General features: G+C 67.7%; 16 protein-coding genes. 11 read left to right on the top strand and 5 right to left on the bottom strand.

From position 1 onward, the window contains the following. The 7 genes from TW83_RS05365 to fmt all read left to right on the top strand — a co-directional run. Positions 1-393, top strand: a 393-nt coding sequence (locus tag TW83_RS05365) for a DAK2 domain-containing protein (RefSeq protein ID WP_045981748.1), incomplete at its 5' end; no start/stop codon positions are given. Positions 394-451: 58 nt separating this feature from the next. Beyond that, the gene (locus TW83_RS05360; protein ID WP_045981747.1) at positions 452-1,510 is read left to right on the top strand and encodes a 4-hydroxythreonine-4-phosphate dehydrogenase PdxA; all 1,059 of its coding nucleotides are present in this window, start codon (positions 452-454) and stop codon (positions 1,508-1,510) included. A gap of 58 nt (positions 1,511-1,568) precedes the next feature. Next, positions 1,569-2,570 (top strand): tripartite tricarboxylate transporter substrate-binding protein, encoded by a 1,002-nt coding sequence (locus tag TW83_RS05355; RefSeq protein WP_045981746.1) that lies wholly within the window; start codon positions 1,569-1,571, stop codon positions 2,568-2,570. Positions 2,571-2,631: 61 nt separating this feature from the next. Further along, a complete protein-coding gene (locus tag TW83_RS05350; RefSeq protein WP_045981745.1) occupies positions 2,632-3,147 on the top strand; it encodes a tripartite tricarboxylate transporter TctB family protein in 516 nt (171 codons plus the stop codon). Positions 3,148-3,159: 12 nt separating this feature from the next. Then, positions 3,160-4,668 carry a tripartite tricarboxylate transporter permease gene (locus TW83_RS05345; protein ID WP_045981744.1) on the top strand — a complete coding sequence of 503 codons (1,509 nt, stop codon included), beginning with the start codon at positions 3,160-3,162 and terminating at the stop codon, positions 4,666-4,668. Beyond that, positions 4,665-6,065, top strand: a complete 1,401-nt coding sequence (locus TW83_RS05340; RefSeq protein WP_045981743.1) for an SAF domain-containing protein — start codon at positions 4,665-4,667, stop codon at positions 6,063-6,065. Before TW83_RS05345 ends, TW83_RS05340 begins: the two co-directional genes overlap by 4 nt. 53 nt (positions 6,066-6,118) lie before the next feature. Then, a complete protein-coding gene (fmt, locus tag TW83_RS05335; RefSeq protein WP_045981742.1) occupies positions 6,119-7,012 on the top strand; it encodes a methionyl-tRNA formyltransferase in 894 nt (297 codons plus the stop codon). Between the two features lie 102 nt (positions 7,013-7,114). Here the strand turns inward: fmt and secA are convergent, their stop codons facing one another. Then, the gene (gene secA / locus TW83_RS05330; RefSeq protein WP_045981741.1) at positions 7,115-9,826 is read right to left on the bottom strand and encodes a preprotein translocase subunit SecA; all 2,712 of its coding nucleotides are present in this window, start codon (positions 9,824-9,826) and stop codon (positions 7,115-7,117) included. 204 nt (positions 9,827-10,030) lie between these two features. On the opposite strand from secA, the gene TW83_RS05325 reads away from it, so the two are divergent. From TW83_RS05325 to TW83_RS22240, 4 genes are all read left to right on the top strand, one after another. Further along, positions 10,031-10,867 carry a peptidylprolyl isomerase gene (locus TW83_RS05325; protein ID WP_045981740.1) on the top strand — a complete coding sequence of 279 codons (837 nt, stop codon included), beginning with the start codon at positions 10,031-10,033 and terminating at the stop codon, positions 10,865-10,867. Beyond that, complete coding sequence (gene argJ, locus TW83_RS05320; RefSeq protein WP_045981739.1) at positions 10,867-12,111, top strand: bifunctional glutamate N-acetyltransferase/amino-acid acetyltransferase ArgJ; 1,245 nt, start codon at positions 10,867-10,869, stop codon at positions 12,109-12,111. Before TW83_RS05325 ends, argJ begins: the two co-directional genes overlap by 1 nt. Beyond that, on the top strand, positions 12,108-12,506 hold the full coding sequence (gene mutT, locus TW83_RS05315) for an 8-oxo-dGTP diphosphatase MutT (RefSeq protein ID WP_045981738.1): 399 nt from the start codon (positions 12,108-12,110) through the stop codon (positions 12,504-12,506). The genes argJ and mutT overlap by 4 nt, the downstream gene beginning before the upstream one ends. A 121-nt stretch (positions 12,507-12,627) precedes the next feature. Next, positions 12,628-12,756 (top strand): hypothetical protein, encoded by a 129-nt coding sequence (locus tag TW83_RS22240; protein WP_045981737.1) that lies wholly within the window; start codon positions 12,628-12,630, stop codon positions 12,754-12,756. A gap of 162 nt (positions 12,757-12,918) precedes the next feature. Here the strand turns inward: TW83_RS22240 and infB are convergent, their stop codons facing one another. The 4 genes from infB to rimP are packed head-to-tail and all read right to left on the bottom strand — an operon-like array spanning position 12,919 to position 18,390. Next, positions 12,919-15,474, bottom strand: coding sequence for a translation initiation factor IF-2 (gene infB / locus TW83_RS05305; RefSeq protein ID WP_045981749.1), 2,556 nt, complete (start codon positions 15,472-15,474; stop codon positions 12,919-12,921). Positions 15,475-15,482: 8 nt separating this feature from the next. Next, positions 15,483-16,106, bottom strand: a complete 624-nt coding sequence (locus TW83_RS05300) for an RNA-binding protein (RefSeq protein ID WP_045981736.1) — start codon at positions 16,104-16,106, stop codon at positions 15,483-15,485. A gap of 22 nt (positions 16,107-16,128) precedes the next feature. Next, positions 16,129-17,754, bottom strand: coding sequence for a transcription termination factor NusA (nusA, locus tag TW83_RS05295; protein WP_045981735.1), 1,626 nt, complete (start codon positions 17,752-17,754; stop codon positions 16,129-16,131). A gap of 3 nt (positions 17,755-17,757) precedes the next feature. Further along, positions 17,758-18,390 (bottom strand): ribosome maturation factor RimP, encoded by a 633-nt coding sequence (gene rimP / locus TW83_RS05290; RefSeq protein WP_045981734.1) that lies wholly within the window; start codon positions 18,388-18,390, stop codon positions 17,758-17,760. Positions 18,391-18,664: the final 274 nt, after the last annotated feature.

Raw genomic sequence — 18,664 nt, 5'->3', positions numbered from 1 at the left:
GGTGCGCTGTGGGGCGTGGCCCTGCGTGCCTGGGGGCAGGCGCTGGGCGATACGGATGTGCCCGATGCGGCCCGCGTGGCCGCAGGGGCGCGGGCGGGGATCGACGCAGTGACCCGCCTGGGCGGCGCGCGGCCCGGCGACAAGACGCTGGTCGATGCCTTTGCGCCCTTCGTCGACACGCTGCAGGGGCAGGTTGCCCAAGGTGCCGCGCTGGCCACCGCCTGGGAGGCCGCAGCAAGCGCGGCGACCGTGGCCGCGGATGCCACGGCGGGCCTGACGCCGCGCCTTGGCCGGGCACGTCCGCTGGCGGAACGCAGCATCGGGCATCCCGATGCGGGCGCGATCTCGCTGGCGCTGTGTGCGCGGGTCGTGGCCGGGGCGCTGGCCTGCTGAATTCGGGCGGCGCGACCGACGCGCCGCCCACGAACCATCATTCCAGACGGAGAGACATATGCGCATTGCTTTGGCCTTGGGGGATGCCGGGGGCGTCGGCCCGGAACTGGCGGCGAAACTGCTAGCCCATGACGACATGAAGGCCTTGGACGTGATCGTCGTGGGCGATGCGCGGGTGCTGGAGATGGGCGCGCGCCATGCAGGGGTCACGCTGGACCTGCCGCGGATCGGCGCCGATCAGGTCGGCCCCGACATGGCGCCGGGCCATGTGCTTCTGGATCTGGCGAATTGCGCGGTGGACGGCATGACCCTGGGCCAGTCCAGTGCCCATGCCGGCGCGGCCAGCCTGCAGAATTTCGGCTGCGTGCTGCAGCTGGCAGGGGCGGGGATCGCGGATGCGGCCATGTTCACGCCCTTCAACAAGCATTCGATGCGCCTGGCGCGGCCCAGCTATGTCGACGAGATCGGCTTCATCGACGCGGTGCTGAACGCCGATCGCAGCGGGCGCGAGTTCAACGTCCTGGAGGAAGTCTGGAACGCCCGCGTGACCAGCCACATTCCGCTGCGCAAGGTGGCCGACACGTTGACCACCGACCGCATCCTGGACAGCCTGCGCCTGACGGCCGAGGTGATGGCCGGTGCGGGCAAGCCCGGCGCGCGGATCGGCGTCGCCGCGCTGAACCCCCATGCGGGCGACGGCGGCAATTTCGGCCACGAGGATGACGAGATCCTGGCCCCCGCCGTGGCGCAGGCCGTGGCCCTAGGCATCGACGCCAAGGGGCCGATCCCGTCCGACACCGTCTTCGTGCGTGCCATCCGCGGCGAATTCGACGCAGTGCTGACCATGTATCACGACCAGGGCCAGATCGCGATGAAGCTGATGGGCTTTGACCGCGGCGTAACGCTGATCGCGGGTTACGGCTTTCCGATCGTGACGCCCGCGCATGGCACGGCCTTCGACATCGCGGGGCAGGGGCGGGCCGATCTGGGCGCGACGCTGACCGCCGCGCGCCTTGGCCGCGACCTGGCCGCGCTGAACCCAGCCCGCGCGCCGCGCGCGTTGCCCGCGGGCTGGGCGCAGGCAGAAGTCGCCCCGACATTGCTGGTCGCCGAATAGGCGCCCGGTCTTCTTCCCGCCGCAAGCGGGTCGCATCATCTTTGGGAGGAGAGAGAGAATGACCATCAAGACCGCATTGATCGCAGGCACCGCCCTGCTGGCCGCCGCCGTCCCGGCGCTGGCGGAATGGACCCCCGAACGCCCGGTGGAATTCGTCGTGGCATCCGGGGCCGGCGGCGGGACCGACAATTTCGCCCGCACCATCCAGGCCGCGCTGACGCGCAACGACATCCTGGACCAGAACATGGTCGTGCTGAACAAGGGCGGCGGTTCGGGGGCCGAGGCGTTCCTGTACGCCCGCCAGAACGCCGCCGATCCGCACAAGCTGATCTTCGGGACGAACAACGTCTATCTGCTGCCCCATGTGGCCCAGCTGGCCTATTCGGCCGAGGACCTGCAGCCCGTCGCAGCGCTGGCGCTGGACGAGTTCCTGATCTGGGTCAAGGCCGACGCCCCCTGGCAGACCTCGATGGAGCTGATCGAGGCGGCCAAGGCCGAACCCGGCGCCATCGTCTTTGGCGGCAGCCAGTCCAAGGACACCGACGAGACGCTGGTGGCGCTGATCGAACAGACCACCGGCGCCGATTTCAAGTACGTCCCCTTCAACGGCGGCGGAGAGGTCGGCGTGCAGCTGGCCGGCGGCCATATCGCCGCGAACGTCAACAACCCGAACGAGAACTTCGGCCAGTGGCAGGCCGGCGCGATCCGTCCGCTGTGCGTGTTCTCGCCCGAACGGATGGCGGAATCCGAGCCGGTCAGCGGCGACATGGGCTGGCACGACATCCCGACCTGCGCCGAACAGGGGCTGGAGATCGAGCGGTACCAGATGCCGCGCACCGTCTGGCTGCCCGCGGGCACGGACCCCGAGGTGGTGGCCTTTTACCAGGACGCCCTGACCCGCGTGGCCGAGACCGAGGAATGGAAGGACTACCTTGCCAAGACCTCGCAGACCGCGGCGGTGCTGACCGGGGACGACCTGACGGCCTTCATCGAGGAGAACGAGGCCGCGACCGTGACCGTCTTCGAGGCCGAGGGCTGGGTCACCGCCGCCGCGCAGTAAGCGCATCGGGGCATCCGGGATCGTCCGGGTGCCCCTTTTGCCCATGGGGAAAGGGAGGGTCATGACCGTCAGACGTTTTCATGCCGAGATCGGCACGGCAATCACCACCGGCGCATTGGGCGTGGCGGCCATCATCGGCGCCGCCGAACTGGGCACCGGGTGGAGCGATCATGGCCCGCAGCCGGGCTATTTTCCCTTCTGGGTGGCGATCGTTCTGATCGCGGGCAGCCTGTGGAACCTGGGCGGCGCGCTGGTTGCGCATCGCAAGGCTCAGCGCACGGCCCCCGACCCCCTGGATGACCCGGAGGAGCCGTTCCTGCCGCGCCAGAACCTGATCCGCATCGCGACCTTCCTGGGGGCGATGACGGCCTTCGTCATCGGCATGCTGACGGTCGGCTTCTATGTCGCGGCGACCTTCTACATCGGGCTGACCGCCTGGCGGCAGGGCGGGTTCCGCCTGTGGAAAGGCCTGGCCATCGGCGCGGGTTTCGCCGTCAGCCTGTACCTGATCTTCGAGACGATCTTTCAGATTCCGCTGTTGAAGGGGCCGCTGGAGCCGCTTCTGGGCATCTATTAAGGGGCCGCGACAATGGGCAATTTCGATCTGCTGATGCACGGGTTTTCCGTGGCCATCACCCCGATGCACCTGATGCTGATGGTCGCGGGCGTGCTGATGGGACTGGTCGTGGGCGTGCTGCCCGGGCTGGGGGCGCCCAACGGGGTGTCGCTGCTGATCCCGCTGACCTTTGCGCTGGACCCGACATCGGCCATCATCCTGCTGACATCGATGTATTGGGGGGCGCTGTTCGGCGGGTCCACCACGTCGATCCTGTTCAACATTCCGGGGGAACCGTCATCGGTCGCCACCACCTTCGACGGCTATCCGATGGCACGCAACGGACAGTCGACACGCGCGCTGACGCTGGCCTTCGTGTCGGCGGGGGTTGGCGCGCTGATGGGTATTCTGGTCATCACCCTGCTGGCGGGCTGGGCGTCGCAATTCGCGCTGCGCTTCGGTGCGCCCGAATATTTCGCGGTCTATTTCTTGGCCTTCGCGGCCTTCATCGGCATGGGCAGCGCCGCCCCGATGAAGACGCTGGTGTCGCTGACGACCGGCCTGATCCTGACATCCGTGGGCATGGACAGCGTGACCGGGTCCATCCGCCTGACCTACGGATTCTCGGACCTGCTGGGCGGGATCAGCTTCCTGGTGGTGGTGATCGGCCTCTTCGGCATCGGAGAACTGCTGGCCACCGTGCAGGAGGGGCTGCGGTTCCGCGGCGTGTCCTCCAGGATCGACCTGCGCGATGTTCTCAAGACCCTGGCCGAGCTGCCGAAATACTGGGCCACGACCCTGCGGTCGGGCCTGATCGGCATCTGGATGGGCATCACGCCGGGCGGGCCGACGGCGGCCAGCTTCATGTCCTATGGCGTGGCGCGCCAGGCATCGCGCAAGGGCGCGGCCTTCGGGTCGGGACGCCCCGAGGGGATTGTCGCGCCTGAAACGGCGGATCACAGCGCGGGCACCTGCGCGATGCTGCCGATGCTGGCCCTGGGCGTGCCGTCATCGGCCACCGCGGCGGTGATGATGGGTGGGCTGATGATCTGGGGCCTGACGCCGGGGCCGATGCTGTTCGCGACCCAGCCCGATTTCGTCTGGGGCCTGATCGCCAGCATGTACGTGTCGAACCTGCTGGGCGTGATCCTGGTCCTGGCCACCGTGCCGATGTTCGCGGCGCTGCTGCGCATCCCCTTCACCATCATCGGGCCGATGATCGTCGCGATGTGCTTCGTCGGCGCCTACACGGTGTCCGGGGCGACGTTCGATCTGTGGCTGGTGCTGATCTTCGGTTTCGTGGGCTTCATGTTCACCAAGCTGGACTATCCGCTGGCGCCGATGATCCTTGCCATGGTCCTGGGCCACAAGGCCGAGAACGCGTTCCACCAGTCGATGCTGCTGTCGGACGGATCGCTTGGCATCTTCTTTGCCAACCCGTTGGTGACAGGGATCATGATCGTGGCGCTGGCGCTGCTGATCCTGCCCAAGACGCTTGGCCTGGCGCTCAGCCTGCGCCGCAACCGCAAGGTGGTCGCATGAACCTGATCGGTCATTTTGCCGCCCGCCACGGGCGCACCGTCCAGACCGCGATCATCGGCACCGGCGGGTTCGGGCGCAGCTATCTGGCGCAGGCGCGCCATGTGGACGGGCTGGCCTGCCGGGTGGCGGTGGACCGCGATGCAGAGACGGCGGCGGCGGCGCTGGCATCTGTCGGCGTGGACGTGGCGCGGATCGTTTCCTGCACCGACGCGGCGGCCGCGCGAACGGCTTGGGATGCGGGATACTGGATCGCCGCCGGCGATCTGGCCGCGGTGGCCGCCCTCCCGCTGGACGTCGTGCTGGAGGCCACCGGCGACCCCGAGGCCGGCGCCCGCCATGCGGAGATGGCCATTGCGGCGGGACATCACGTCGTCATGGTCACCAAGGAGACCGACAGCGTCATCGGCCCGATCCTGTCGCGCATGGCCCGCGACCGGGGCGTGGTCGTGGCGCCGGTGGACGGTGATCAGCCCAGCCTGCTGATCGGGCTTGCGACCTGGGCGCGGGTCATCGGCCTGCGGATCATCGCGGCGGGCAAGTCCAGCGAATACGATTTCGTCTTCGATCCCGATACGGGGCAGGTGATCAGCAATGGCACGGCTGTGGCCGCGCCGGGGCTGGCCGACTGGCTGGACCCGGCGGATCGGCCCTGGGCCGATGTGGCCGCGGGCCGGGCGCACGCCCTGCGCGCGCTGCCGCAGCGCGCCGTGCCGGACCTGTGCGAACTGACACTGGTCGCCAATGCCCTGGGGCTGATGCCGGACCGTGCGGACCTGCACGCCCCCATCGCCCGCATCCCCGAGGTCGCAGACCTGATGACCGACCAGGGCGGTCTTCTGTCGGGGCAGGGGCGGCTGGACGTGTTCCACTGCCTGCGCTTGGCCGGCGAGGTCAGCTTCGCGGGCGGCGTCTTCGTCACCGTGGCCTGCGATGACGCCGCGACATGGGACATGCTGCGCGACAAGGGCCATGTCGTGTCCCGCGACGGGCGCACCGCGATGATCGGCCTGCCGCGCCACCTGCTGGGGCTGGAGGCTGCGACGACGGTGTTTGAGGCGGCGCTGCACGGCGTCTCCTCCGGCGCGCGCGCCCCGCGCCCGGTCGTGGATCTGACCGCCTTCGCCGATTCCGACCTGCCCGCCGGTACCGTCCTGCGGGCCGAGGGGCATCATCACAGCATCGCCCATGTATCAAGCCGCATGACGCCCGCGCGGGCGGTCGCGGACGATGTGCCGGTGCCGTACTACCTGGCCGCCGGGCGGGCGCTGCGCCGCGACGTGGCGGCAGGGCAACCGATCCTGTGTGGCGACGTGGCACTGGACGAAGGCTCGACGCTCCTCCGGCTGCGCCGGATGCAGGACGCCGTCACCGATTGGGGGCTTGCCTCCGGGGCTTGAAGCCCGTCCGCCACGCGGGCATTGAGGGCAGGCACCAACCGGAGGCCTGCCCGATGCGCGTGATCTTCATGGGAACGCCCGACTTCTCGGTCCCCGCCCTGCGGGCCATCGCCGCGCGCCACGACGTGGTGGCGGTCTATTCCCAACCGCCCCGCGCGGCCGGGCGCGGGCAAAAGCCGCGCCCCTCTCCGGTGGCCTTGGCGGCACAGGACCTGGGGATCCCGGTCCGCACCCCGGCCCGCCTGCGCGACCCCCAGGAACAGGCCGACTTCGCTGCGCTTGACGCGGATGTGGCGGTGGTCGTGGCCTATGGCCTGATCCTGCCGCAGCCGGTGCTGGATGCACCGCGCCTTGGCTGCCTGAACATCCATGCCTCGATCCTGCCGCGCTGGCGGGGGGCGGCACCCATCCACCGCGCGATCCTGGCGGGGGATGCGGAAACCGGCGTCGCGATCATGCAGATGGAGGCGGGGCTGGATACCGGCCCGGTGCTGGCCCTGACCCGCACGCCCATCGCCGCGGACGACACCACGGCCAGCCTGCACGACCGACTGTCGGCGATGGGGGCAGACCTGATCTGCGACGTGCTGGACCGCCTGCCGCTGCCCGCCGTGCCTCAGGCGCAGGATGGCGTGACCTACGCCGCCAAGATCGACAAGGCAGAGGCGCGTATCGACTGGACCCTGCCTGCCGAACAGGTGGACCGCCAGATCCGCGGGCTGTCGCCCTTTCCGGGGGCGTGGTGCATGATCGGGGACGAACGCGTGAAGCTGCTTGCCAGCACCGTCGTCCCGGGACAGGGCGACCCCGGAACGGTCCTGCCCGATTTCACCATCGTATGCGGCTCCGGGGCGGTGCGCATCACACTGGCACAACGTGCGGGCAAGCGGCCGATGATCCCTGCCGACCTGCTGCGCGGTTGGGCGCTGCCCCCCCGGTTGGGCTAGGGCCGCATCAGCGGCCCGTCGCGCCCGGACGCGGTGGGGGCTTGCCCCCACCCGGCGGGCGCGACCGCCATCGCGGGACGCAAACGGCGCCCCGCGTGATGCTCAGATCGCGCCGTGACAGTGCTTGAACTTCTTGCCCGATCCGCAAGGGCACGGATCGTTGCGCGCAGGCATCCCCCAGGTCGACGGATCGGCCTCGTCAAAGCCCGGGCGCGGCGCGGAAGGAGCTTCGGGCGCGGTGGGCGCGGGCGCTGCCGCCTCCGGTTCTGCCGATGCCTCCTCCTGGACCTGCTGCTGCTGGCGGGCCATCTGGGCCGCCATCTCGTCGCGCTCGGCCTGCGTCAGGGGTCGGATCTGCGCCAGCCGCTGCGTCACGTCAAAGCGCAGGCCGTCCAGCAGCGTCTCGAACAGCTGGAAACCCTCGGTCTTGTACTCCGCCAACGGGTCGCGCTGCGCATAGCCGCGGAAGCCCACGACTGAACGCAGGTGATCCAGCGTCATCAGGTGCTCGCGCCATTTCTGGTCGATCTGCTGCAACAGGACCTGCTTCTCGATCTGAACCATGGTCTCGGGGCCGAAGGCCGCGGCCTTGTCCGCCATATAGGCGTCGCTGGCCTCGGTGATGCGTTCGCGCATCACGTCATGGTCCACGCCGTCCTCGGCCGCCCAATCCGCGACCGGCAGGTTCAGGTTCAGCCGCTCGCGGACCGATTTCTTCAGCCCCTCGGTGTCCCATTGCTCGGGATAGCTGCGGGGCGGCATGTGCTCGTCGATCAGGTCCTCGATCACCTGGTGCCGCATGTCGGCAGTGATCTCTCCGACCTCCTCGCTGTCCATGATCTCGCGGCGCTGGCCGAAGATCGCCTTGCGCTGGTCGTTCATCACGTCGTCGAACTTCAGCAACTGCTTACGGATGTCGAAGTTGCGGCCCTCGACCTTGGCCTGTGCGCGTTCCAGCGACTTGTTCACCCAAGGGTGGATGATCGCCTCGCCCTCCTTCATGCCAAGCGTCGACAGGACCTTGTCCAGACGCTCGGAGCCGAAGATCCGCATCAGGTCGTCGTCCAGCGACAGGAAGAACAGCGACCGTCCGGGATCACCCTGGCGGCCCGAACGGCCGCGCAGCTGGTTGTCGATCCGCCGGCTTTCGTGGCGTTCGGTGCCCAGCACGAACAGCCCGCCCGCCGCCAGGACCTTTTCCTTCTCTCCGGCATGCTCGGCCTCGATCCGGGCGCGAAGCTCGTCGGGATGGGCGTCCGGATCGGCCTTCAGGGCCTCCATCACCTTCATCTCGACATTGCCGCCCAGCTGGATGTCGGTGCCGCGACCAGCCATGTTGGTGGCGATCGTCACCGCGCCCAGCTTGCCGGCATCGGCCACGATCTGCGCCTCGGCCTCGTGCTGGCGGGCGTTCAGGACGTTGTGGGGCACGCCGTCCTTCTTCAGCATCTCGGACAGCAGCTCGGACTTCTCGATGCTGGTGGTGCCGACCAGGATCGGCTGGCCCTTGGCATGGGCCTCCTTGATCGCCTCGACGACGGCGGCGTTCTTCTCGGTCGCGGTGCGATACACGCGGTCATGGTCGTCGATCCGCGCGATGCCGCGATTGGTCGGAACCTCGACCACGCCCAGCTTGTAGATCTCGGCGAATTCCTCGGCCTCGGTCGATGCCGTGCCGGTCATGCCCGCCAGGCGCTGATACAGGCGGAAGTAGTTCTGGAAGGTGACCGAGGCGAGGGTTACGTTCTCGGGCTGGATCTCGACGCCTTCCTTGGCCTCGATCGCCTGGTGCAGGCCGTCCGACAGGCGGCGGCCCTTCATCATCCGTCCGGTGAACTCGTCGATCAGCATCACCTCGCCGTCGCGCACCATGTAATGCTGGTCCCTCAGGAACAGCTTGTGCGCGCGCAGGGCCTGGCTGGCATGGTGGACGATGGTGGTCGATTCCGGATCATAGAGGGTCTGCCCCTCGGGCAGGACGCCGTCGGCCTGCAGGCGCGTCTCCAGGAACTCGTTGCCGTCCTCAGTGAAGGTTGCGTTGCGGGACTTCTCGTCCAGCTTGTAATGCTCCTCGGTCAGCAGGGGCACATAGGCATCCAGGATGCGGTACAGCTCGGACCGGTCCTGGCTGGGGCCGCTGATGATCAGCGGCGTGCGTGCCTCGTCGATCAGGATGCTGTCGACCTCGTCGACGATGGCGAAGTTGTGACCGCGTTGGACCATCTCGGCCACGCTGCCCTTCATGTTGTCGCGCAGATAGTCGAAGCCCAGCTCGTTGTTGGTGGCATAGGTCACGTCGCAGGCATAGGCGTCGCGCTTTTCGCCCTCGGGCTGGAACGGCACGACCACGCCGCAGGACATGCCCAGCTGGGCATAGACCTTGGACATCCATTCGGCATCGCGTTTCGCCAGATAGTCGTTGACGGTGACGACATGGACGCCCTTGCCCGACAGCGCGTTCAGGTAGGCGGGAAAGGTGGCGACCAGGGTCTTGCCCTCGCCGGTCTTCATCTCGGCGATGTTTCCCTGATGCAGGAAGATCCCGCCCATCAGCTGCACGTCGAAGGCCCGCAGGCCAAGCGCGCGGCGCGCACCCTCGCGGCAGTTGGCGAACGCCTCGGGCAGGATGTCGTCCAGCGATTCGCCGCCCGCCACGCGGGCCTTGAATTCGGCGGTCTTGTCGACCAGCCCCTGATCGGACAATGCCTTGAAGCTGTCCTCAAGGGCGTTGATGCGGGCGACCAGCGCGCGCGTGCCCTTGACCTTGCGGTCATTGGGCGTGCCAAAGACCATCTTCGCCAGATTACCGATCATGTTACCTTCGCCATCACGTTGTCGGGAAGGGACGTCACCTGCGGCCCACTTGCCCGCGCCGGTCGCATTGCCGTATCAGGGGCGTTGAACGAACGCGGCGGCGGCGCCTTCCACGGAGTTGGTTTGGATGTAGGCGCAGCCCACCTGACTGTCAATGTTGGCCCGGCCCCCGCGGGGGTGCGCGCCGTGAAAGGACCCATCCCCATGACCCGATCGACTTTGCTGGCCGCAGCCGTGCTTGCCGCCCTTTCCGCCCCCGCCCTGGCGCAGGACGCCGATGCCGACCAGGTGGTCGCCACCGTGAACGGCCAGGAGATCACCCTGGGCCAGATGATCGTCATGAAGCAGTCGATCCAGGACCCGGCCATGGCCGAGATGCCCGACCAGGCGCTGTGGGACGTGATGCTGGACCAGCTGATCCGCCAGACCGCCGTGGCCGAATCCGCCGAGGACACCGCCGGCGTGCGCGCCCAGCTGGAGCTGCAGCGCCGCAACACCCTGGCCTCGGCCGCGGTCAGCCAGATCGCCCAGGCCGAGCCCACCGAGGAGGAGCTGCAGGCCAGCTATGACCGCCTGTTCGCCGATGCGGGCAGCGTGACGGAATACAACGCCGCCCATATCCTGGTCGACAGCCAGGAGAAGGCCGCCGAACTGAAGGCCGAGGTCGATGGCGGCGCCGATTTCGGCACCGTGGCCGAGGCGAACTCGACCGGGCCGTCGGGTCCGAACAAAGGCGACCTGGGCTGGTTCGCCGCCGACCAGATGGTGCCGCCCTTTGCCGAGGCCGTCGCCGCGCTGGAGCCGGGCCAGGTCAGCGACCCGGTCGAGACCGAATTCGGCTGGCACGTCATCAAGCTGAACGAGACCCGCCTGCGCGAGGCGCCCCCGCTGGCCGAGGTCCGTGACCAGATCAGCCAGATGGTCCTGCGCGAGAAGGTCGAGGCCCAGATCCAAAGCCTGGTGACCGCCGCCGACGTCAAGAAGACCGAAGGCCTGGACCCCGCCCAGCTGAACGCCACCGACCTGCTGGAGGCCGAGTGATGGGAAAGGCGGGTCTGCCCATCTCTCCTCTGGCACCTGCGCGGTTTCCTGACCTGCCAGTGATCGCGGGTGTCGATTTCGCCAGCGCCGCCGCCGGGATCAAGTACCAAGGCCGCAGCGACGTCACGCTGATCCGCATCGCGCCGGGCAGCACGGTGGCCGGGGCCTTTACCCGGTCGTCCACACGCGCCGCGTGCATCCTGGACAACCAGGCCAAGCTGGCGCAGGGGGGCGATGCGCCCGACGGCGCGGCGATCCTGATCAATTCCGGCAACGCCAATGCCTTCACCGGCGCGCGCGGCCAGCAGTCGGTTGATGCCGTCTGCGCGGCCGTGGCGGGTGCGCTTGACCTGCCGCAGGGGCGGGTCTTCACCTCGTCGACCGGCGTGATCGGAGAGCCGCTGCCGCACGAGCGGATCGTGGCTATCGTGGGCGATCTGGCACGTGATCTGGATGCGGGCGGGGTCGCCGATGCGGCGCGTGCGATCATGACCACCGACACCTTTCCCAAGGGCGCGTCCGCGATCCTGGCGGACGGCACCCGCATCGCGGGCATCGCCAAGGGTTCTGGGATGATCGCGCCCGACATGGCGACGATGCTGGTCTATCTGTTCACCGATGCCACGGTGCCTGCAGCCGTGCTGCAGCAGGCACTGTCCTCCGGGCTGGACGCGACCTTCAACGCGATCACCGTGGACAGCGACACGTCCACGTCCGACGCGCTGATCCTGGCCGCGACGGGGCAGGGGGCGGGCGCGCCCATCACCGATCTGGACAGCGATGCGGGGCGCGACTTCGTGACCGCGCTGCACGGCGTCATGCGCGATCTGGCCCATCAGGTCGTCCGCGACGGCGAGGGCGCCACCAAGTTCGTCGAGATCGCCGTGACGGGCGCCGCGGATGCGGCCGACGCGCATCGCGTGGCCATGGCCATCGCCAATTCGCCGCTGGTCAAGACCGCCATCGCCGGACAGGACGCCAACTGGGGCCGCATCGTGGCCGCGGTGGGCAAGTCGGGCGCGCGCGCCGACCGTGACCGCCTGCGCATCGCGTTCGGGGACATGGTCGTGGCCCGCGACGGCTGGCGCGATCCCGACTATGACGAAGCCGCCGCCAGCGCCTACATGCGCAACCAGGACCTGCGGATCGCCGTCGATCTGGGCCTGGGTGACGCGGCGCGGACGGTCTGGACCTGCGATCTGACGCACGGCTATATCGACATCAACGCGGATTACCGGTCGTGAAGACCGTCTTGGTGTCCGCGGTGGCACTGATCGATCCCGACGGGCGGGTGCTTCTGGCACAGCGCCCGCCGGGCAAGTCCATGGCGGGCCTGTGGGAATTCCCCGGCGGCAAGGTCGAACCCGGAGAGACCCCCGAGGCTGCCCTGATCCGCGAGCTGGAGGAGGAGCTGGGCATCCAGACCTGGAACAGCTGCCTGGCACCGCTGACCTTTGCCAGCCACGCCTATGACACGTTCCACCTGCTGATGCCGCTGTTCGCCTGCCGCCGCTGGCAGGGAATCGTCCAGCCGCGCGAAGGGCAGCAGCTGGCTTGGGTTCGGGCGCGCGATTTGCGCGATTACCACATGCCTGCAGCAGACATTCCCCTCATCCCGGCCCTGCAGATGTGGCTATAGTGTCGCAAATTTGAGTGATCCGATTGCATTGTTGCTGAAAAAAGTCGTAGATGATCAAGTTGCGAACGATTTTTTAACCATTTCATGACTAACTTTGTTTAGGGCACAGAGGAGGCTTGACATGATTCGCACTATTTCCGTCGGCAGCTACATCTCGATCCAGGGTCTTTTCGAGGGCTCGACCGCGGATGGGAACATCCTGGTCCGCGTCGGCAACCGCACCTTCGAGGGCAAGCCGGTCGGCCACTGACCGTTCCGGCGCACGGGGGAGCGTAGCGCCAAGGGAACCGCATGAACACCAAGGGGGTGATCCGAAAGGGTAACCCCCTTTTCCGTTCCATCCTGCCGGACCTTGGAACGCAAAAAGCCGGGCGATCGTATCGCCCGGCTTTCGCATGTCGCAGACGGTCGCTTACAGCGAGCGTTCGACCTCTTCGCGTTCAAAGATCTCGATGACATCGCCAGGGCGGATGTCGTCATAGTTCTCGAAGGCCATGCCGCATTCCTGACCGGACTGCACTTCCTTGACCTCGTCCTTGAAGCGCTTGAGCGTCTTCAGCGTGCCTTCGTGGATCACCACGTTGTCGCGCAGCAGGCGCACGCCGGCCGAACGACGGGCCACGCCCTCGGTCACCAGACAGCCGGCGACGTTGCCGACGCCCGTAACGCGGAACACTTCCTTGATGGTCGCGTAACCGATGAAATTCTCGCGAATCTCGTTGGACAGCATGCCCGAAGCGGCGGCCTTGATGTCGTCCAGCAGGTTGTAGATGATCGAGTAGTAGCGGATCTCGACACCCTTCTGGTTCGCGGCGTTGCGGGCCGGAGCGTTGGCCCGGACGTTGAAGCCGATGACCGGAGCGCCCGACGCCTCGGCCAGGCCGATGTCGGATTCGGTGATCGCACCCACGCCGTAATGCAGCACGCGGACGCGGACCTCGTCGTTGCCGACCTTTTCCAGGGCCTGCACGATGGCCTCGGCCGAACCCTGCACGTCGGCCTTGAGGACGACCGCCAGTTCGGACACGTTCACGTCCGCCTTGGCCTTGGCCATCATCTGCTCCAGCGTGGTCGCGGCACCGGCTGCGGCGCGCTTGTCCTTGGTCTGCTGGGCGCGGAACTCGGCGATCTCGCGGGCCTGGGCCTCGGTCTCGACCACGTTCAGCACGTCTCCGGCCTCGGGCGTGCCGTTCAGGCCCAGAACCTCGACCGGGACGGACGGGCCGGCTTCCTCGACGCGGTCGCCCTTGTCGTTGATCAGGGCGCGGACCTTGCCCCACTGCTCGCCCACGACGAAGATGTCGCCGCGGCGCAGGGTGCCGTGCTGCACCAAGACGGTGGCCACGGGGCCGCGTCCGACATCCAGCTGCGCCTCGATGACCGCGCCCTGTGCGGCACGGTTCGGGTTGGCGCGCAGCTCCAGCAGTTCGGCCTGAAGCGCGATGGCCTCCAGCAGGTTGTCCAGGCCCAGGCCGGTCTTGGCCGAGACCTCGACATCCTGCACGTCGCCCGACATGGCCTCGACGACCACCTCGTGCTGCAGCAGGTCGGTGCGGACCTTCTGCGGGTCGGCCTCGTGCTTGTCGATCTTGTTGATCGCCACGATCATCGGCACGTTGGCGGCCTTGGCGTGGTTGATGGCCTCGACGGTCTGGGGCATCACGGCATCATCCGCCGCGACCACCAGCACCACGATATCCGTGACGTTCGCGCCACGGGCACGCATCGACGTGAAGGCCGCGTGGCCCGGCGTGTCCAGGAAGGACAGGATGGCGCCACTGTCGGTCGTCACCTGATAGGCGCCGATATGCTGCGTGATGCCGCCGGCTTCGCCCGAAACGACGGAGGCCTTGCGGATCGCGTCCAGCAGCGAGGTCTTGCCGTGGTCGACATGGCCCATGATCGTGATGATCGGCGGGCGAGGCTGCATGTCCTCGTCGCGATCGACCGTCGGGGCGATGACCTGCTCCACATCGCTGTCGCTGACGCGCAGGACCTTGTGGCCGAATTCCTCGATCACCAGCTCGGCGGTATCGGCGTCGATGGGCTGGTTGGCGGTGACCATCATGCCCATCTTCATCAGCGCCTTGACCACGTCGGCGGCGCGTTCGGTCATGCGGTTGGCCAGCTCCTGGACCACGATGGTCTCGGGCAGGCGCACTTCGCGGAACTGCTTTTCGGGACGGGCGGACTGGCCCATCGCCTTCTGGCGGGTGCGTTCCTGCTTGCGCTTCATCGCGGCCATGCTGCGCTGGCGGCCGCCTTCGCCGTTCAGCGCCTGGTTCAGCGACAGCTTGCCGCCGCGACGGTTGTCGTCGGTGGTCTTGGCCTTGGCGGTCTTGTCGCGGTCCGTGCGCTCGACGCGGTCGGTCTTGCGGGCCACGCCGGTCGTGACGCCCTTGGTCTCGGCGCGCGAGGCGGCAGCCTCGATCGCGGCCTGATCGGGGGCGGCGGGCTTGGTCGCACCTGCCGAGGGCTTGGGACGCTCTTGGCGCGGCTCTGCCTTGCGGCGGGCCTCGTCGGCGGCATCCTGCGCGGCTTGGGCCTCGGCCAGGGCTTTGGCCTTGAGGGCCTCCTCGCGCTCGCGCTCCTCGCGGGCCTTGGCCTCGATCTCGGCGCGGCGGCGCTCGCGCTCCTCCTCGCGGGCCTTCTCGTCGGCCAAGCGCTTGGCGGCGTCATCAGCCTCGCGTGCCTTGGCGGCGGCAAGGGCCTTCAGGCGGCGCTCCATCTCGGCATCGGAGATGCCTGCGGGGCGCTTGGAGCTGTCGCCGGCCACGCGGGCGGTCAGCGGGTTCTTTTCTTTCTGCGCATCCGTCATCGGCGCGGCTGCCTTGGGCACCACGACGCGCTTGCGCTTGGTTTCGACGACGACGCTTTTGGTGCGACCGTGGCTGAAGCTTTGCTTGACTGCGCCGGGGCGATTACCGCCACCAAGGCCCAAGGGGGTTTTTCCGTCTTTGTCGCTCATCTGCGTCTTCATTCCTTCCCGACAGCCGTATTGCCGTCGTCATGCCCGCGCAGACCCGTTAGTCTGCCGGCTTCCAAGATCACCTTGTCCGTCAGGCCACCCTTCGCAAGCGCGCCGTGTATGACATGACTGCGCCCAAAGGACAAACCCAATTCTGATGCGGTCAGGCAGCCGAACCAGCGTCCGCCGGTGGGCGTCCACAGCTTGCCCTTGCCGCGGTCCGACCCGTCGCTGGCCTGAAGCAGCACCTTGGCGCGACCTTCGGCCAGCCAGCCCTTGACCTTTTCGAACCCCGCCACCGCGCGGCCGGATTTCCGCGTCAGCGACACCAGTTCGACCAGCCGGCGGGCGATGCCCGCCTCGACAAGATCGGCCAGGTCGGGGGCGGCCTGGACCGGAGCCTTGGCGGCACGAGAGAACAATCCCTTGGTCACCGCCTTGTTCAGGGCCGCCTTGTCGGCGGCGACCCAGATGCCGCGACCGGGCAGCTTTTCCGCCAGGTCCGGCACGACCTGCCCGTCGGGGCCGATCACGAAACGGATCAGGCCCCGCTTGGGTTGCACCTCGCCGGTGGCGATGCACCGGCGTTCCGGGTCGTCGTCCCGGTCCTTGTCATGTCCACCACGGCTCAATCTGTGCTCCGATCCGGGGCGATCAGGCCCCGGCCTCCTCGTTGTCGTCATCGTCCTGCAGGTCGTCTTCCGCATCCGTGTCGTCCAGCTCGGTCGGATCGACCCAGCCCAGCATCACGCGCGCGGTCATGACCATGGTCTGCGCATCTTCCAGCGTCACGCCATAGGGCTCCAGCAGGCCTTCGTCCTTGACGCGGGCACCGTTGACGGTGGTCCAGCCACCGGCCAGCTCCCAGTCGGCGCAGGTCGCGAAATCTTCCAGCGTCTTGACGTCGTCCTTGGCCAGCGCCTCTACCATCTGGGGTGTCAGACCCTCGAATTCAATGAGGCTGTCCTCGGCGCCCAGGGCACGCGCGGCGTCCAGGGCGGCCTTGTTCTTGGCCTCCAGCACGTCGCGGGCGCGGGCCTGCAGCTCGGCTGCGGTGCCTTCGTCGACCCCGTCGATCGTCAGCAGCTCGTCCTGGTCGACATAGGCGACCTCCTCCAGGTTGGTGAACCCTTCGGCCACCAGCAGCTGGGCGAAGAACTCGTCCAGGTCCAGCTGCTCCATGAACAGCGCGGTGCGGGTGTTGAACTCTGCCTGACGACGCTTGGATTCCTCCTCGTCGGTCAGGATGTCGATATCCAGGCCGGTCAGCTGGCTGGCCAGGCGCACGTTCTGGCCGCGACGGCCGATGGCCAGCGACAGCTGCTCGTCGGGGACGACGACCTCGATCTTGTTGGCCTCCTCGTCGAAGACGACCTTGCTGACCTCGGCGGGCTGCAGCGCGTTGACCAGGAAGGTCGCCTGGTCTTCGTTCCACGGGATGATGTCGATCTTTTCGCCCTGCAGTTCGCCGACGACGGCCTGCACGCGGCTGCCGCGCATGCCGACGCAGGCGCCGACCGGGTCGATGCTGCCGTCATGGCTGATCACGGCGATCTTGGCGCGCGAACCGGGGTCGCGGGCGACGGCCTTGATCTCGATCACGCCGTCATAGATCTCGGGGACTTCCATCTTGAACAGTTCGGCCATGAACTGCGGGTCGGTGCGCGACAGGAAGATCTGCGGCCCGCGCGTCTCGCGGCGCACGTCCTTGATATAGGCGCGGATGCGGTCGTTCGGACGATAGCTTTCGCGGCCGATCTTCTCGTTGCGGCGCAGGATCGCCTCTCCGCGGCCGACGTCGACGATGATGTTGCCGTATTCCTCGCGCTTGACGACACCGTTGATGATGCTGCCGGCGCGATCCTTGAATTCCTCGTACTGGCGGTCGCGCTCGGCCTCGCGGACGCGCTGCAGGATCACCTGCTTGGCGGATTGCGCGGCGATGCGGCCCAGTTCGACCGGGGGGACCTGGTCGATGATCTCGTCGCCGATCTGGGGGTTGTCCAAATATGGCTTGGCCTGCTCGACCGTCAGTTCGGCCTGATAGTTCTCGACGGCATCGTCGGCCACGACCGTGCGCACGCGCGTGAAGGTCGCGTTGCCGGTCCGGCGGTCGATCTTGACGCGGATGTCCATCTCCGCGCCGTAGCGGGACTTGGCGGCGCGGGCCAGGCTGTCTTCCATCGCTTCGATGACCAGCTCGGGCTCGATCATCTTCTCGCGGGCGACGGCTTCGGCCGTCTGCAGCAGTTCAAGCTGGTTGGCAGAGGTGATGGCCATCACTCACTCCTTGGGTTGCACGGCGGTCGCGCCGTCATCATCGGTTTCGATCTCGTCGAAGGCGGTTTCGTCCAGGTTGTCGATCTCGACCCCGGCATCCTTCTTCTGACGCAGCATTTCCTTGATCAGCTCGTCCGTCAGGACCAGCTTGGCATCCGACAGCAGGTCGAAATCCAGCCCGATCGTGTGGGTCTGGCCCTTGTCCTCGATGTTGATCAGCACCTCGGTGCCCTCGACGCCCGCCAGGACGCCCTTGAACTTCTTGCGCCCGTCGATCGCCTGGTTCAGGTCCAACCGCGCCTCATAGCCCTCGAATGTCCCAAAGTCCTTCAGGCGGGTCAGGGGACGGTCGATGCCGGGGCTGGACACCTCAAGGTGATAGTTGTCCTCGATCGGGTCCTCGACATCCAGCGTGGCGCTGACCGCGGTCGAGATCTGGGCGCAGTCGTCCACGTTGATGCCGCCCTCGGGGCGGTCGGCCATGATCTGCAGCGTGGCGGTCTTGCCGCCCTGCAGGCGGACGCGCACCAGCTCGTATCCCAGATCCTCGATCACCGGGGTGATGATCTCGGCCAGGCGGCGGTCGATCGCGGTCTTGGCGATCAGGTCGTTCGTGACGGGCAGATCGTCGGACATCAGATCCTCTTGGACAGGAAAAAGGGGCCGTCAGCGGGCCCCATGCGGAAGTTCCGGTGGGCAGGGTTTGGACGCCTGCACCGCTGTTGATCGGTCCTATAGCCAAAGGCGGGCCCGAATGCAAGCGATCTTAGGCGGCGGGTCGCGGCACGTCCGGGTTGTCGCGCCAGATGCGCCAGTTCAGTCCCGACGCGACGCCAAGCCAAGCCAGATAGGGCAGCAGCATCGCCCCCGCGACCCGGTCCAGCGACCAGAAGGTCACCGTCATGGCCGC

It is taken from the genome of Paracoccus sp. S4493 (assembly GCF_000967735.1).
GTDB lineage: Bacteria > Pseudomonadota > Alphaproteobacteria > Rhodobacterales > Rhodobacteraceae > Paracoccus > Paracoccus marcusii.
This window is presented reverse-complemented; position numbering and strand designations above follow the sequence as displayed.

Bases quoted from the DNA above. Each gene is read 5' to 3' on its own strand.
- TW83_RS05360 (WP_045981747.1), top strand. From the start codon at position 452: ATGCGCATTGCTTTGGCCTTGGGGGATGCCGGGGGCGTCGGCCCGGAA.
- TW83_RS05355 (WP_045981746.1), top strand. From the start codon at position 1,569: ATGACCATCAAGACCGCATTGATCGCAGGCACCGCCCTGCTGGCCGCC.
- TW83_RS05350 (WP_045981745.1), top strand. From the start codon at position 2,632: ATGACCGTCAGACGTTTTCATGCCGAGATCGGCACGGCAATCACCACC.
- TW83_RS05345 (WP_045981744.1), top strand. From the start codon at position 3,160: ATGGGCAATTTCGATCTGCTGATGCACGGGTTTTCCGTGGCCATCACC.
- TW83_RS05340 (WP_045981743.1), top strand. From the start codon at position 4,665: ATGAACCTGATCGGTCATTTTGCCGCCCGCCACGGGCGCACCGTCCAG.
- fmt (WP_045981742.1), top strand. From the start codon at position 6,119: ATGCGCGTGATCTTCATGGGAACGCCCGACTTCTCGGTCCCCGCCCTG.
- secA (WP_045981741.1), bottom strand. From the start codon at position 9,826: ATGATCGGTAATCTGGCGAAGATGGTCTTTGGCACGCCCAATGACCGC.
- TW83_RS05325 (WP_045981740.1), top strand. From the start codon at position 10,031: ATGACCCGATCGACTTTGCTGGCCGCAGCCGTGCTTGCCGCCCTTTCC.
- argJ (WP_045981739.1), top strand. From the start codon at position 10,867: ATGGGAAAGGCGGGTCTGCCCATCTCTCCTCTGGCACCTGCGCGGTTT.
- TW83_RS22240 (WP_045981737.1), top strand. From the start codon at position 12,628: ATGATTCGCACTATTTCCGTCGGCAGCTACATCTCGATCCAGGGTCTT.
- infB (WP_045981749.1), bottom strand. From the start codon at position 15,474: ATGAGCGACAAAGACGGAAAAACCCCCTTGGGCCTTGGTGGCGGTAAT.
- nusA (WP_045981735.1), bottom strand. From the start codon at position 17,754: ATGGCCATCACCTCTGCCAACCAGCTTGAACTGCTGCAGACGGCCGAA.
- rimP (WP_045981734.1), bottom strand. From the start codon at position 18,390: ATGTCCGACGATCTGCCCGTCACGAACGACCTGATCGCCAAGACCGCG.